Origin of the sequence: Streptomyces sp. NPDC014864, from assembly GCF_043081525.1 — a bacterium.
GTDB lineage: Bacteria > Actinomycetota > Actinomycetes > Streptomycetales > Streptomycetaceae > Streptomyces.
Window position 1 is genome coordinate 74990 of record NZ_JBIBWT010000005.1, and the last position, 14436, is coordinate 89425.

At 72.7% G+C, this 14436-nt stretch carries 13 protein-coding genes; 6 read left to right on the forward strand and 7 right to left on the reverse strand.

Annotated features, from left to right (window positions below; translation table 11 throughout):
- Positions 1–77: 77 nt before the first annotated feature.
- A complete protein-coding gene (locus tag ACF1A5_RS10825; protein ID WP_392192505.1) occupies positions 78–1373 on the forward strand; it encodes a PucR family transcriptional regulator in 1296 nt (431 codons plus the stop codon).
- Between the two features lie 81 nt (positions 1374–1454).
- On the opposite strand, the gene ACF1A5_RS10830 is transcribed toward ACF1A5_RS10825, so the two are convergent.
- The 4 genes from ACF1A5_RS10830 to ACF1A5_RS10845 all read right to left on the reverse strand — a co-directional run bounded on the left by ACF1A5_RS10830 (position 1455) and on the right by ACF1A5_RS10845 (position 5630).
- Positions 1455–3065, reverse strand: a complete 1611-nt coding sequence (locus ACF1A5_RS10830; RefSeq protein WP_392192506.1) for a cation acetate symporter — start codon at positions 3063–3065, stop codon at positions 1455–1457.
- Positions 3062–3451: a DUF485 domain-containing protein gene (locus ACF1A5_RS10835; RefSeq protein WP_392192507.1), complete on the reverse strand. Its 390-nt coding sequence runs from the start codon at positions 3449–3451 to the stop codon at positions 3062–3064. Before ACF1A5_RS10835 ends, ACF1A5_RS10830 begins: the two co-directional genes overlap by 4 nt.
- A gap of 164 nt (positions 3452–3615) precedes the next feature.
- On the reverse strand, positions 3616–3954 hold the full coding sequence (locus ACF1A5_RS10840; RefSeq protein ID WP_392192508.1) for a hypothetical protein: 339 nt from the start codon (positions 3952–3954) through the stop codon (positions 3616–3618).
- Between the two features lie 47 nt (positions 3955–4001).
- Entirely contained in the window at positions 4002–5630 is a 1629-nt protein-coding gene (locus tag ACF1A5_RS10845; protein WP_392192781.1) for a long-chain fatty acid--CoA ligase, read from the reverse strand.
- Between the two features lie 258 nt (positions 5631–5888).
- On the opposite strand from ACF1A5_RS10845, the gene ACF1A5_RS10850 reads away from it, so the two are divergent.
- The 3 genes from ACF1A5_RS10850 (at position 5889) to ACF1A5_RS10860 (ending at position 8657) form a co-directional block, all read left to right on the forward strand.
- The gene (locus ACF1A5_RS10850) at positions 5889–7025 is read left to right on the forward strand and encodes a GAF domain-containing protein (RefSeq protein ID WP_392192509.1); all 1137 of its coding nucleotides are present in this window, start codon (positions 5889–5891) and stop codon (positions 7023–7025) included.
- On the forward strand, positions 7022–7654 hold the full coding sequence (locus ACF1A5_RS10855; RefSeq protein WP_392192510.1) for a response regulator: 633 nt from the start codon (positions 7022–7024) through the stop codon (positions 7652–7654). The genes ACF1A5_RS10850 and ACF1A5_RS10855 overlap by 4 nt, the downstream gene beginning before the upstream one ends.
- A gap of 88 nt (positions 7655–7742) precedes the next feature.
- Positions 7743–8657, forward strand: a complete 915-nt coding sequence (locus tag ACF1A5_RS10860; RefSeq protein WP_392192511.1) for a HipA family kinase — start codon at positions 7743–7745, stop codon at positions 8655–8657.
- A 103-nt stretch (positions 8658–8760) separates the two neighbouring features.
- Here the strand turns inward: ACF1A5_RS10860 and aceB are convergent, their stop codons facing one another.
- Together aceB and ACF1A5_RS10870 are read right to left on the reverse strand one after the other, a co-directional pair.
- On the reverse strand, positions 8761–10386 hold the full coding sequence (gene aceB / locus ACF1A5_RS10865) for a malate synthase A (protein WP_392192512.1): 1626 nt from the start codon (positions 10384–10386) through the stop codon (positions 8761–8763).
- A gap of 246 nt (positions 10387–10632) precedes the next feature.
- Positions 10633–11232: an NTP transferase domain-containing protein gene (locus ACF1A5_RS10870; RefSeq protein ID WP_392192513.1), complete on the reverse strand. Its 600-nt coding sequence runs from the start codon at positions 11230–11232 to the stop codon at positions 10633–10635.
- Positions 11233–11420: 188 nt separating this feature from the next.
- On the opposite strand from ACF1A5_RS10870, the gene ACF1A5_RS10875 reads away from it, so the two are divergent.
- The gene (locus ACF1A5_RS10875) at positions 11421–11738 is read left to right on the forward strand and encodes a DUF5955 family protein (protein WP_392192514.1); all 318 of its coding nucleotides are present in this window, start codon (positions 11421–11423) and stop codon (positions 11736–11738) included.
- Between the two features lie 216 nt (positions 11739–11954).
- Here the strand turns inward: ACF1A5_RS10875 and ACF1A5_RS10880 are convergent, their stop codons facing one another.
- Positions 11955–12755: an IclR family transcriptional regulator gene (locus tag ACF1A5_RS10880; RefSeq protein WP_392192515.1), complete on the reverse strand. Its 801-nt coding sequence runs from the start codon at positions 12753–12755 to the stop codon at positions 11955–11957.
- Positions 12756–13043: 288 nt separating this feature from the next.
- Between ACF1A5_RS10880 and allB the strand changes: the two genes are divergently transcribed.
- Entirely contained in the window at positions 13044–14381 is a 1338-nt protein-coding gene (gene allB / locus ACF1A5_RS10885; RefSeq protein ID WP_392192516.1) for an allantoinase AllB, read from the forward strand.
- Positions 14382–14436: the final 55 nt, after the last annotated feature.

A 14436-nucleotide genomic window follows, 5' to 3' on the forward strand; every position in this document is an offset into this window, starting at 1 on the left:
GCCGGTACCGGGCCACTGGCCCGACGGGGTGGGACCGCCCGCCCGGCGGTCCCGCTCACTTCGCTGCGGGAGCTCCCATGACTGTCATCTCCCAGAACAACGGCGTACGCGAGGACGACGGCGCGCGAACGGACGACGGGGCGTGCGCGCGGACGGACGACGGCGCGGGAACCGACGACGGCCTGCGCAAGCTGGTCGACGTGCTGCTGCCGGGGATCGACCGGTTCGCCGACCTCCTCACCTGCCGGATCACGCAGGAGGAGGACGCCTACCGCGACCACGGCCATGTGAAGCACGACCAGCTGCGCACCTCCTGCGCGGACAACCTGCACTCCATGGTCACCCAGCTGGGCCGGGACGCCCTCGACCTGCGCGTGCCGCACGACACCGGCCGTTTCAAGGCAGAGCACGGGGTGCCGCTGTCGGCGGTGACGCACGCCTACCGGCTGGCCGGACGGTTCCTGTGGGAGTGCGTCCTGAGCGAGGCGGGAGACACCGTCGCCCGGGAGATGCCGTACGTCGCCACGGCCGTCTGGTCGGTCAGTGACGCCTTCACCGACGCGGTGGCGACTGCCTATCGCGAGACCATGACCGAAAGGGCCCACCACGACCGGCAGGTCAGAAGCCTGCTGCTCGCCGCGCTGCTCGACGGCAGGCTGGACGAGAGCACGCACCTGTGGGAGTGCGCCGACGCGCTGCGGCTGCCGCAGCGCGGCGTCTTCGCCGTGGTGAGTGCCGAGTGCGGAGCCGGGGCGCGCCCGGCGGACGAGGGTTCGCTGTACGACGTGGAGGGCGCGCTGCGGGTCCTCGGCATCTGGTCGGTCTGGCGGCAGGAGGAGGACGCGCAGGTGGGGCTGCTCTCGCTGCGGTCTCCCCGGGGCCTCGCCCAGGCCATGGAGCTCATTCGCCGGCGAGGCGCCGGGCGGGTGGGGGTGAGCACTCTCTTCCACGGCCTGGAGCAGGTGCCCAGCGCCTTCCGCCAGGCGCGGCTCGCCTGCGCCTGCGTCGAGCCGGGCAGCAGCGAGGTGGTCTCGTACGGCGACTCACCAGTCCGCCTGATGGTGGTGAGCGCCCCCGACTCGGCCCGGCACGCGGTGCGCACGGTACTCAGCCCCGTTCTCGAACTCCCGCCGCACGAAAGGGACGTGCTGCTGGAAACGCTGAGCCGGTGGTTCGCCTCGGGCGGGTCCGCCACCGAGACGGCCGCCCGGATGTACTGCCACCGCAACACCGTGACCCACCGCCTGCGGCGCGTACAGGAGCTCACCGGGCGCTCACCCGCCGACCCGGTGGGGGCGAGCGAGATCCACCTCGCGCTGGAGGCCCACCGTCTGCTGACGGGACTCCCGTCCGCCGGAACGCCCGGCCTCTGACGCATGTGCCGTCCCCCGCCCGAGGTGGGCCGGGGGACGGCGGATCGGTCACGGCGGCTCAGTGACCCGGCGGTCTCCCTGTCACGGGCCGGTTCCGCCGGACGGGCTCGCTCCGGTTCCCAGCAGGACCCGCGCCTCCAGTTCGGCGTACTCCGCCCCGCCCCGTTCCCTCCGGTCGAGGACCGACCCCAGCCAGCCGAACAGGAAGCCGAGCGGGATGGACACCAGCGCCGGGTTGCTGAGCGGGAAGACGGCGAAGTCCATGTCCGGCAGCAGCGACGCCGGCCCGCCGGACAGGGCGGGGGAGAGCAGCACCAGCAGCACCGAGGAGAGCAGTCCGCCGTACATGCTCCAGAGCGCTCCCCCGGTGGTGAAGCGCCTCCAGTACAGGTGGTACAGCAGCGCCGGCAGGATCGCGGAGGCCGCGACGGCGAAGGCCAGGCCCACCAGGAACGAGATGTTCTGACCCTGGGCGTACATGGACAGTCCCGTGGCGGTGACCCCGATGAGCAGCACCCCGCCCCTGGCGACCAGGAGTTCGCTCTTCTCCGACGCCCTGCCCGCCCGCAGCGCGACCTGGTAGAGGTCGTGGGCCAGCGCGGTCGACGCGGCCAGCACGATTCCGGCGACCACCGCCAGGATCGTGGTGAAGGCGACGCACGAGATCATGGTGAGCAGGAACGCCCCGCCGAGACGCTCCGTCAGGAGCAGGACGGCGGAGTTGCCCGTGGCGCTGTCCGCGGTGATGGTGCCGCGGCCGAGCACGGCCACCGCGCCGAACCCGAGCACACCGCCCGTCAGGCAGAACACCACCGTCAGACGGGTCGCCACCGTGACCGATCCGCGTGCCGCAGGTGCGGTGGGCACCGCCCCGAGCCGCATGAGCAGGTGCGGCAGCCCCGCGGCTCCCAGCAGCACGGCCAGTTGCAGGCTGAGCGAGTCGAGCCTGCCCACGCCGTCGTCGCCGTAGCGCACGCCCGGCCGCATGAAGGCCTCCCGCAGCCCGCTGTGGTCCGCCGCCCGGGTCAGCAGGACCGACGGGTTCCAGCCGTAGCGCGACATGACGAGGACGGCCAGCCATCCGCCACCGCCGAGCAGCAGGACGGCCTTGACCAGCTGCACGGCGGTCGTCGCCCGCATGCCGCCGATGAGTACGTAGATCACCATGAGGATCCCGAGCGCCCCGACCATGATCTGCCGCGCTCCGGTGCCGTCCAGACCGAGGATCGGCGCGGCGAGTGCCCCGGCGCCGACCAGCTGGGCGATCAGGTACACCAGCGAGATGACGAGGGCGGAGACGCCCGAGGCCAGATGCACGGACCGGGGACGCAGCCGCCGCCCCAGGCTGTCACCGATCGTGTAGCGCCCGGTGCTGTGGAACGGCTCGGCGATCAGCAGGAGCATCACCACCCAGGCGACGATCGGGCCCAGCAGGTAGGAGATGCCGTCGTACCCCGCCAGCGCGACCACCCCGGGGGAGCCGAGCAGGGTCGCGGCCGACATGTAGTCACCGAAGAGCGCGACACCGTTGCGGGTCGGCGTGAGCCGGCCGTCGCTCACGTAGAAGTCGCCCGGGGTGACCCGGTCCGTCGTGACCCACAGGGCCAGGAACAGCGCGCTGGCCACGAAGGCCGCGAAGACCACGAACACCGGGAACGAGCCGGCGGCGGCCAGGGATGCGGCAGTGGTCATCGCGTGTCCTCCACCGAGCCGAACCGGTCCCCCGGACGCGGGCCGGGGTCGAAGTGGGTCCTGGCATGGCGGTTGTACCAGTGGACCGCCCAGACGGTGGTGAGGCACTGCAGGAGGCTCATGGCCAGACCCGTGTTCAGCGGCCCGGCGATCCGTACCGCCAGCAACCCGCGCGCCTCGCTCGCCAGCAGGGCGTTGAGGAGGTAGAGCGCGACGACCGCGCCGGCCACGGTGAAGACCGGACGGCGGCGTGCCGTGCGCAGACGAAGCAGGGCCGGATCGTCCTGGGGCCGCTCGGGGACGTACGGTGCCGGGTACGTCGCGGAGTGGTACGCGGCCGAGCGCGGTGCTCCGTCCGCGGCGGGGTGCGGACGGGGCGGGGGCATCGGCCGCCCGTGAGGAGCGGCGGGACGTGGCCAGGGCCCGGGGTCCGTCCATGACCCCGGTCCCTGCCAGGGGCCGGAGTCCTGCCCCGGACCGGAGTTCTGCCATGGACCGGGGCCCTGCCCCGGATCGGGCCCCCGCGGCGGTGGCGGGGGGACCGCCGGGCTCATGACGTCCCTCTCGGCGGCTCGGTGCCCGGGCCGCCGGCCGCCCGGTGCACGAGCCGGTGGTCGACACCGACGGGGTCGCGGGCGAGCTCCCGCGCCATGCGGCGGGCCCACCTGTGCCTTTCGCCGCGCCGGAGGCCGCCCCCCGCGGCCTCCTCGCGCAGCGTGTCGGCGTACCGGCCGGCGAGCTCCCGCCGTCCGCCGACCCGTTCGACGGTCTCGGCGATGGCCCGGAGCAGCTCCGCGTCGGAATACAGGGACTCGTGGTCGAGGCGGCTCAGATACAGGGCCGACACCGACTGAGGATCCCCATCGGGGGGCGGGGTCATGCGGCTCATGACAGTTCCTCGGGGAGATGGGTGGATGGTCTCGGACGGGGTGCGGCTCACGTGACGACGTCGACGGCCAGCTCCCCGTCCGCGTACTGCTTGCGCAGCGCCTTCTTGTCGAACTTGCCGACGGACGTCCTGGGCACCGCCTCGAGAAGCACCCAGCGCTCCGGCAGCTGCCAGGCGGCCACCTTGCCGGCGAGGAACTCCCGCAGCTCGCCGTGCGTGGTGCCGCTCCCGTCCCGGAGCACGACCGTGGCCAGGGGACGCTCCCCCCATTTGTCGTCCGGGACCGCGACGACGCACGCCTCGGCCACCGCCGGGTGCGCCATGAGGTGGTTCTCCAGCTCGACGGAGGAGATCCACTCCCCGCCCGACTTGATCACGTCCTTGACCCGGTCGGTGAGGGTGAGGAAACCGTCGGCACTGATCGTTCCGACGTCACCGGTGCGCAGCCAGCCGTCGTGGAACTTCTCCGGGTCCTCGTCGAGGTGGTAGGAGCCGGTGATCCAGGGACCGCGCACCTCCAACTCCCCGACGCTCAGCCCGTCCCAGGGCAGAACGGCCCCGTCCTGGCCGACGATCCGTGCCTCCACCGGCGCCGGGAAGCGGCCCTGGCTGAGGCGGTACCGCCAGGCGTCCTCTCCGTCGGCGCCCTCGGGGGCGCGGGCCAGGGCGCCCAGCGGCGAGACCTCGGTCATCCCCCAGGCGTGCAGCAGCCGGATGCCCAGCTCGTCCTCGTAGGCCCGCATCAGCGAGGGCGGGCAGGAGGAGCCGCCCACGACGGCCTCCTCGAGGCTGGAGATGTCGGCGCCGGGATGCTGCCGGACGTGGTCGGCCAGGCCCTGCCACACGGTCGGCACGCCCGCGCCCTTGTTGGGGCGGGAGGCGGCGATGAAGCGCGCGAGCGGCGCGGGTGCCAGGAACCTGTCCGGCATGGCGAGCGAGGCGCCGGTGAGGAAGGCCGCGTACGGCAGGCCCCAGGCCTGGGCGTGGAACTGCGGGACGATGGCGAGCAGGCGGTCCCGGGCGGAGATGTTCATCAGGTCCGGCAGGCTGATGCCCAGGGAGTGCAGGTACAGCGAGCGGTGGCTGTAGACCACGCCCTTGGGGTTGCCCGTGGTCCCGGAGGTGTAGCACATGGCCGCCGCCTGGTTCTCGTCCAGGTCCGGCCAGTCGTACGACCCGGGCCGGCCCTCCAGCAGCCGCCCGTAGTCGTGGACGGTCACCGGGGCGCCGGGCACGAGTGCGGACTCCGCCTCCCCGTTGACGATGACGTGCCGCACCGTGCGCATGCCGGGCAACAGCGCGGAGAAGGCCGGAAGCAGGGAGCCGTCGACGATGACGGCCGTGTCCTCGGCGTGATCGGCGATGTAGGTGAGCTGCTCGGGGAAGAGACGGATGTTCAGAGGGTGGATCACGGCGCCCATGGCGGGCACGGCGAGGTACGCCTCCAGGTGCTCCTGGTTGTTCCACATGAAGGTGGCCACCCGGTCGCCGGGCCGGACGCCGAGGCCGGCCAGCGCGTGGGCGAGCGCGGCGGCGTTGCGGCCGACGCGGGCGTAGTCGGCGCTGCGGGTGCCGGTCTCGGTGGCGGTGACGACCTCACTGCCACCGTGCAGCTTCATGCCGTTCTCCAGCAGTCTTCTCACGAGCAGGGGCACGGCCTGCATGGTGCTGGGCATGGGGTGGCGGCTGGGCATGTGCGTGGGTGTTCCTTAGATCTCGATGCCGGTGCGCGGCTCGGCCACCGCACCGGCCGCTGCGGCTCGTGCCGCGATCCTGGGCGCCGCACGGGGGCGCGGGTAGCTCCAGGGGGAGATATGAGTTCGGAGGTCTCCATTCGGAGATGGTCAGGGCACCGGTGGAGGGGGAGGATGTGGGCCCGGAGTGCGCACGTCCACTCCTGGTCCGCCCGCGGGAGACGACCTACCATGACGAACGTGTCAGACGGGAGCCGGGACCGGCCGCTGCCGAGCGCCCTGTTCGAGCTCACCGAGGGATACAGCCAGGTCCTCGCTCTGCTCGACCAGTCCGTCGCCATGCGCCGCATCGTGGACGACGTTCCCCGGCTGAGCGGGGTGGACGTCGCGTGGGTGGGTGAACCTGACGGCGCCGACCAGCTGGTGCTCGGACACGTGGTCCACGCCCGCACGCCCGCCGTGGACGGCCTGGTCGTCTCCGCCGGGTGCGGGCTGGGCGGGCAGGTGATGCTCCGGCGCCGGCCACTGTGGGTCAGTGACTACCGCCGCTCCGACACCATCACCCACCACTTCAACGCGCAGGCGGAGACCGAGGGGCTCGGCGCGATGATCGCCGTGCCCGTCGTCCACGACGACCGGCTGCTGGGCATCCTCTACGGCGCGAACCGGGAGACCTCCGTGTTCGGCGACCGGACGACCGGGGCCCTGGAACTGGCGGCGAGCCGGGCCGCGGCGGCCGCCGTGGTCGCCGAGCGTGCCCGTCACGCGGCGGAGGTCGCCGTGCACGAGGAACGGCGCCGGCTCGCGCTGGACCTGCACGACACCGTGGGGGCCATGCTGTTCACCCTGGGCACGGGCATCCGCACGCTGGCCGAGGAGTTGCCGGCCGGGGACGCCGTGTCGGCACGTCTGGGAGACCTGGAGGAGCAGGCGATCCAGGCGGCCGCCGCGTTGCGCGTGTCGCTGCACGCGCTGCACGCGCCTCCGGAGGAGGTCGCTCTCGGCGTCGCGCTGCGCGGTGACTGCAGGGCCTTCCAGGAGCGTACGGGCGTGATCGCCCGGCTGATCATGGTGACCCAGGTGCCGGGCCTGGCGCCGGGCCGGATCAGAGCACTGACCGATGCGGCGCGGGAGGCCCTGCTGAACGTCGAGAAGCACGCGCGCGCCCGTTCCGTCGTGGTGAGCGTGTTCGCCCTGTCCGGGGGTGTGGGTGTGACCGTCGCCGACGACGGTGCGGGTCTGCCGCCGCAGGACGGCTCCTGCGGCGGCATCGGTCTGTCCACCATGTCGGAGCGCCTGGAACGGGTGGGCGGCCGGGTCACCGTAGGCGGCAACGAGGACGGCGGCGTGACCGTCCAGATGTGGGTGCCGGCGTGAACGAGCCGACGGTGCGCGTGCTGGTCGTGGACGACCACCCCATCGTCCGCGACGGCGTCGCCCTGGCGCTCGGCAACGCCTCCTGGATCAACGTGTCCGGATACGCGAGCTCGGGGCGGGAGGCGATCAGCGAGGCCGAGCGGCTGGTGCCGGACGTGGTCCTGCTGGACCTGCGCCTGCCCGACATGCTCGCCCCCGAGGTCGTCCGGGAGCTGCGCACCCGTGTTCCCGGCGTGAAGGTGGTGATCTTCACCGCCTATCCCGAGCACGCCGCCCTGGAGGAGGCACTCGACGCCGGCGCGCACGCCGTGGTCGTCAAGGACGCGGAGCGGTCGGACCTGGTGGACATCGTCCGCCGGGTCGATGCCGGGGAGAGAGTGGTCCGCACCAGTCCGGACCATCTGCTCACCGTGCTGCTCAACCGAAGGCTCAAGGAGAGCGGCCTGACCCGCCGCGAGTACGAGATCCTGCGCAGGGTGGCCATGGGCGAGACCAACCCGGAGATCGCCGACGTGCTCGGCCTGAGCCGGAACACGGTCAAGACCTATCTCCAGCGGACGCTGGAGAAGCTGGGCGCCCGCAACCGTGTGGAGGCCCTGGCGCGCGCGAGCGAGCGCGGGATCCTCTAGAGCCCCCGTCCCCACCCCGGGCGCACTACCATTGACCGGCTGCTGACGTCATGAAATGCAGGGCAAGCGATCTTTGGGGCTTGGGAAGATGCTGAGAGAGGTCACCGCGACCCGTTACGTCGCACCCCTGCACTCCGGCGGCTCCGTGCCCGCCGTCGTGGAGGCCGACGACCTCGGCACCTACGTCGTGAAGTTCACCGGCTCCGCGCAGGGCCGCAAGGCGCTGGTCGCCGAGGTCGTCGTGGGCGAGCTGGCGCGTGCCCTCGGGCTGCGCTTCCCGGAGCTGGTCCTGGTGCACTTCGACCCGGCGATCGCCGGGCACGAACCGCACCAGGAGGTGCGCGACCTGCACACCGCCAGCGGGGGCCTCAACCTCGGCATGGACCACCTGCCGGGCGCGCGGGACTTCACCCCCGAGGTCGCGAAGAGCTTCCCCGTGGACCCGCTGGAGGCGGGGCGGATCGTCTGGCTCGACGCGCTGACCGCGAACGTCGACCGCACCGTGCACAGCTCGAACCTGATGGTCTGGCCCACGCTCGGCATCGCGCCCCCGCGCCTGTGGCTCATCGACCACGGCGCCGCCCTCGTCTTCCACCACCGCTGGGACACGTCGTCGCCGGAGAAGGCGTACGACTTCCGCCACCACGCCCTCGGCCACTACGCCCCGGACGTGCGGGCGGCCGACGCCGAACTGGCCCCCAAGGTGACCGAGGACCTGCTGCGGGAGATCGTCGCGGAGGTCCCGGACGCCTGGCTCGACGGTGAGCCGGGCTTCGCGACGCCGGACGAGGTCCGCGCGGCGTACGTCGGGCATCTGCACGCCCGGGCGCGGGCCTCGGCGGCCTGGCTGCCGACCGACTTCCCCAGCCGGGAGGAGCTCGCCGCGGAGGAGGCCCGGCGCGCGGAGCGGACCGAGCGGGGGCGGCCGGACTGGCTCAAGCGGGTCCCCGACCTGCACGGCAAGCCGGCCGCGGAACAGGACTGGTCGGCGCACCTGGGCTGACCCCGGTGGCGCGCCGACGGGGTGACCGGCCGACCGCACCCGCGCCGCCCGGCCGACCGCCGCCCGGCCGGGCACCGGCCGGCAGCCGGACGTCGCTTCCCGGTCAGCCCTTGAGCTGCTCGTACGCCGGAAGCGTCAGGAAGTCGGCGTAGTCCTCGTCGAGGGAGACCTTCAGCAGCAGGTCGTGGGCCTGCTGCCAGTGGCCCGAGGCGAAGGCCTCGGCGCCGATCTCGGCGCGGATGTTCTCCAGTTCCTCGGCGGCGACCCGGCGGGCGAGTTCCGGCGTGGCCTTCTCGCCGTTCTCGAACTCCACCCCCGCGTTGATCCACTGCCAGATCTGCGACCGGGAGATCTCGGCGGTGGCCGCGTCCTCCATGAGATTGAAGATGGCGACCGCGCCGAGGCCGCGCAGCCAGGCCTCGATGTAGCGGATGCCGACCTGGACGGCGTTGACCAGGCCCGCGTAGGTGGGCCGGGCGTCGAGGGAGTCGATCGCGATCAGGTCGGCGGCCTCGACGTGGACGTCCTCGCGCAGCCGGTCCTTCTGGTTCGGCCGGTCGCCGAGGACCTTGTCGAAGGACTCCATGGCGATCGGCACCAGGTCGGGGTGGGCGACCCACGAGCCGTCGAAACCGTCGTTCGCCTCGCGGTCCTTGTCGGCGCGGACCTTCTCGAAGGCGACCTTGTTGACCTCCGCGTCCCGGCGGGAGGGGATGAACGCCGCCATGCCGCCGATCGCGTGCGCGCCGCGCTTGTGACAGGTGCGGACGAGGAGTTCGGTGTACGCCCGCATGAACGGGGCGGTCATCGTGACCGCGTTGCGGTCCGGCAGGACGAACCTGGCGCCGCCGTCACGGAAGTTCTTCACGATGGAGAACAGGTAGTCCCAGCGGCCCGCGTTCAACCCGGAGGCGTGGTCGCGCAGTTCGTAGAGGATCTCCTCCATCTCGTACGCCGCCGTGATCGTCTCGATCAGGACGGTGGCGCGGACGGTGCCCTGCGGGACGCCGAGGTGGTCCTGCGCGAAGACGAAGACGTCGTTCCAGAGGCGGGCCTCCAGGCGCGACTCCGTCTTCGGCAGGTAGAAGTACGGGCCCTTGCCGAGGTCGAGCAGGCGCCGGGCGTTGTGGAAGAAGTACAGGCCGAAGTCGACGAGGGCGCCGGGCACCGCGGTGCCGCGCTCGTCGACGAGGTGACGCTCGTTCAGGTGCCAGCCGCGCGGGCGCATGACGACAGTGGCGAGCTCCTCGTCCGGCCGCAGGGCGTAGGACTTGCCGGACGCGGGGTCGGTGAAGTCGATGTTCCGGGTATAGGCGTCGATCAGGTTGAGCTGGCCGAGGACGACGTTCTCCCAGGTCGGGGCGGAGGCGTCCTCGAAGTCGGCGAGCCAGACCCGCGCACCCGAGTTGAGCGCGTTGATGGTCATCTTGCGGTCGGTGGGACCGGTGATCTCGACCCGGCGGTCCTCCAGCGCGGCCGGGGCAGGGGCCACCTTCCAGGAGTCGTCCGCGCGGATCGCGGCCGTCTCGGGGAGGAAGTCGAGGGTGGAGGTCCGGGCGATCTCGGCGCGGCGCTCCGCGCGGCGGGCGAGGAGTTCGTCGCGGCGGGGGGTGAACCGCCGGTGCAGCTCGGCCACGAAGGCGAGCGCCGCGTCGGAGAGGACCTCCTCCTGGCGGGGCAGGGGCTCGGCGTCGACGATGGCCAGCGGGGACGGCGCTGGTGCGGACATGAGCTGTCACTTCCTTCGGGGAGCTTCTTCAGCGGACCACGTTCCTGGCCACCCTGCCGTGGCACGGGATGCCAAGCGGTACGAAAGGGGCGGAGGGCGCCCGGGGAGCGGGTGGAGGCTTCTGATCAGTGGATACTAGTTTCCTCATGGTGGAAGTTCAATGGTTTGTTGATGTCGAGAATCTCCGGGTCGAGGCAAGGTGGCGCTCGGTGCCATCCCGCTCACTCCAGGTTCGCCTTCCCCGCATCACTCCAGATGCCGCAGATCCGCCTCGGTGTCGATGTCGTGGGGCCGGGCCACGTCCCCGCACTCGACCAGGGTGATCTCCTCCTCGTGCGCCTTCAGATAGGCGCGCGCCCCCCGGTCGCCGGTCGCGCCCGCCGCGACACCCGCCCAGTGGGCCGCGCCGAGCAGGACGGGGTGGCCGCGCACCCCGTCGTACGCCGCCGACGCCAGCGACCGCTCGTCCCGGTGCGCGGCGCGCACCCGGGCCACCGCCTCGGCCCCGATGCCGGGCTGGTCGACGAGCAGCACCAGCGCCGACCGGGCGCCCGTACCGGCCAGGGACTCCAGCCCGGCCCGCAGCGAGGTGCCCATGCCCCGCTCCCAGTCCGGGTTCTCCACCACCACGCAGCCGGACAGCTCCGCCCGCTCCCGTACGGCTGCGGCCCGCGCCCCGAGGACCACATGGACGCGGGTGCAGCCGGCCGCCCGCAGCACCCCGACCGCGTGCTCCACGAGCGGCCGCCCCCGGTGTTCGAGCAACGCCTTGGGCCGCCCCCCGAGTCTGCGCCCACCGCCGGCGGCCAGCACCAGCCCGGCCACCTCGTCGTCTGTGCGTGTCATGGGTCCTGCATACCTGACCGCCCGTCGATCGTGCGTTTGAGCGAGGACTGAATTTCGGTCCTCATGGTGGCGCATCCCGTATCGGGTGGCGTTTACTGACCCGCGTCCCCCGGCGCCGCGCTCGCTCCACAGGGGTGTGCGCCGGGAGCACTGCGAACTGCGCACGACGGGGTGCGACGGGGAGGGCTGTGTTGCGGAGCTTGGAGCAGAGGCCGGTGACCGGCAGCGGCGAGGACCCGAAAGTGGCGGAACTGCGCACCGCCGTGTCCCGACTGCGCCGCCAACTCGCCGCTCATCCCGTGGAGTTCCCCGATCGTGCCATCGCCGAGGACGAACTCGCCGCGCTGGCCGCGATGACGGCCCACGGCACACCCGAGATGCCCCGGCTGCGCCGCTCCCTGCTGCTGATCGCCGGCTCGATCGGCTCGGTCAGCGCCCTGGCCCGCGGGCTGTCGGAGGTCCGGGCCGCGGTGGACCTGTTCGGGGAGCCGCCCCGGCGCCGCTGACGGGCCGTACGGCCGGGCGGCCGTGCCGGCGCCGGGCACACCCGGGTCGCCGGGAGGCGGTCGTGGTGGACCTGCCGGCCCGGCTCACCCGCGAGCGCGGCACGGCGACCGTCCTGGTGACACACGACCGCGCCCACCTCCAACAGGCGGACGCGGTACGCGAGATGCGGGACGGGCGGCTGACCGCCCTGGTCGCCCGAGGCCGGACGCGGGGGCTCAGCCTGTGGGGCCCGAGCTGGCCAGGGCCTGGGACAGCTCCACCGCCACCTGCTGGATGATGGGCACCATCTTCTCCGTGGCCGCCTCCGTGACCCGGCCCGCCGGCCCGGAGATGGAGATCGCGGCGGCGGTGGGGGAGTCGGGCACCAGGACCGCGAGGCAGCGGACGCCTATCTCCTGCTCGTTGTCGTCGAGTGCGTAGCCGAGCCGGCGCACGTCCGCCAGCGCTGCCAGGAAACCCTCGGGCGTGGTGATCGTCTTCTCGGTGGCGGCGGGCATGCCGGTGCGGGCGAGCAGCGCCCGCACCTCGGCGTCCGGGGTGTGCGCGAGCAGCGCCTTGCCCACGCCGGTGGAGTGCGGCAGGACCCGGCGGCCGACCTCGGTGAACATGCGCATGGAGTGCTTGGAGGGCACCTGCGCCACGTACACGACCTCGTCGCCGTCGAGCAGCGCCATGTTCGCCGTCTCGCCGGTCTCCTCGACCAGCCGGGCCAGATACGGGCGGGCCCAGGTGCCGAGCAGCCGCGAGGCGGACTCGCCGAGGCGGATCAGCCGGGGGCCGAGCGCGTACCTCCGGTTGGGCTGCTGACGGACGTACCCGCAGACCACGAGGGTGCGCATCAGGCGGTGGATGGTGGGCAGGGGGAGTCCGCTGCTCGCGGAGAGCTCACTCAGGCCGACTTCGCCGCCCGCGTCCGCCATCCGCTCGAGCAGGTCGAAGGCGCGCTCGAGGGACTGGACCCCGCCACCGGCGGAGGACTTGGCGGAGTCGGTGGTGCTGGCGCTGGACGTCGGCACGGCACGTTCCTTTCAGGGCGGGCAGGAAGGGCCAAAGCCTATCCCGGGGGCCGGTCGACCCCCCGCTTTACGCGGACCTGCGTTCTGCTCACTGGAATTATAATTCCGCCTTGTGGAAACGTCCAGGCGGTGATGGGGGGAGCCGTCAAGGGGGCCCTCGAGGCAGCCGATGGGCGGCCTCCGGGTGCCGTGGGGCGGTGTGCCCCTTGACGAGGTGCGGGCGGCGGAGAAGACTTCTTCAACAGAACGTTGAAATCTGGCAGGAGAGAGCGGGAGAGAGGGGTCCGGGTGTCCGACGCTGAACTGGTGCTGCGCTCGACGCGCGTCATCACGCCCGAGGGGACGCGCGCCGCGGCGGTCGCGGTCGCCGGCGGCCGGATCACGGCCGTACTGGCCCACGACGCGGCGGCGCCCGCCGGGGCCCGGGTGGAGGACCTGGGGGACGACGTCCTGCTGCCCGGCCTCGTCGACACCCACGTGCACGTCAACGACCCGGGCCGCACCGAGTGGGAGGGCTTCTGGACCGCCACCCGCGCGGCGGCGGCCGGCGGCATCACCACCGTGATCGACATGCCGCTCAACTCCCTACCGCCGACCACGACGGTGGAGCATCTGCGGATCAAGCGGGAGGTGGCCCGGGACAAGGCCCACGTCGACGTCGGCTTCTGGGGCGGTGCGCTGCCCGACAACCTCAAGGACCTGCGCCCGCTCCACGACGCCGGAGTCTTCGGCTTCAAGGCGTTCCTGTCGCCCTCGGGCGTGGAGGAGTTCCCGCACCTGACGCAGGACCGGCTGACAGGGTCCCTGGCCGAGATCGCCGGGTTCGGCGGCCTGCTGATCGTGCACGCCGAGGACCCGCACCACCTCGCCGCCGCGCCGCAGCACGGCGGCCCCCGGTACGCCGACTTCCTCGCCTCCCGGCCGCGCGACGCCGAGGACACCGCCGTCGCCGGCCTGATCGCCCAGGCGAAGCGGCTGGACGCGCGCGTGCACGTGCTCCACCTGTCGTCCGGCGACGCGCTGCCGCTGATCGCCGCGGCCAAGGCGGAGGGCGTACGGCTGACCGTCGAGACGTGTCCGCACTACCTCACGCTGACTGCCGAGGAAGTCCCGGACGGCGCCAGCGAGTTCAAGTGCTGCCCGCCCATCCGCGAGGCCGCCAACCAGGACCTGCTGTGGCAGGCGCTCGCGGACGGCACGATCGACTGTGTGGTCACCGACCACTCGCCGTCCACGGCCGACCTCAAGACGGACGACTTCGCCACCGCCTGGGGCGGCATCTCCGGCCTGCAGCTGAGCCTGCCGGCGGTGTGGACCGAGGCACGCGGGCGCGGTCACGTCCTGGAGGACGTGGTCCGCTGGATGTCCGCGCGCACCGCCGCCCTCGTCGGCCTCGACCGCAAGGGCGCCATCGAGGCGGGCCGGGACGCCGACTTCGCCGTCCTCGCGCCCGACGAGTCGTTCACAGTCGACCCGGCCGCACTCCAGCACCGCAACCACGTCACCGCCTACGCGGGCCGCACCCTGTACGGCGTGGTCAAGTCCACCTGGCTGCGTGGTGAACGCATCCTGGCGGACGGCGAGTTCACCGAGCCGAGGGGACGCCTGCTGACCAGAACGCCCTGACCCCCCGCGCCTCCGCGCCCCCATCCGCATCCGGCAGACCCCGAGAGGACGACCT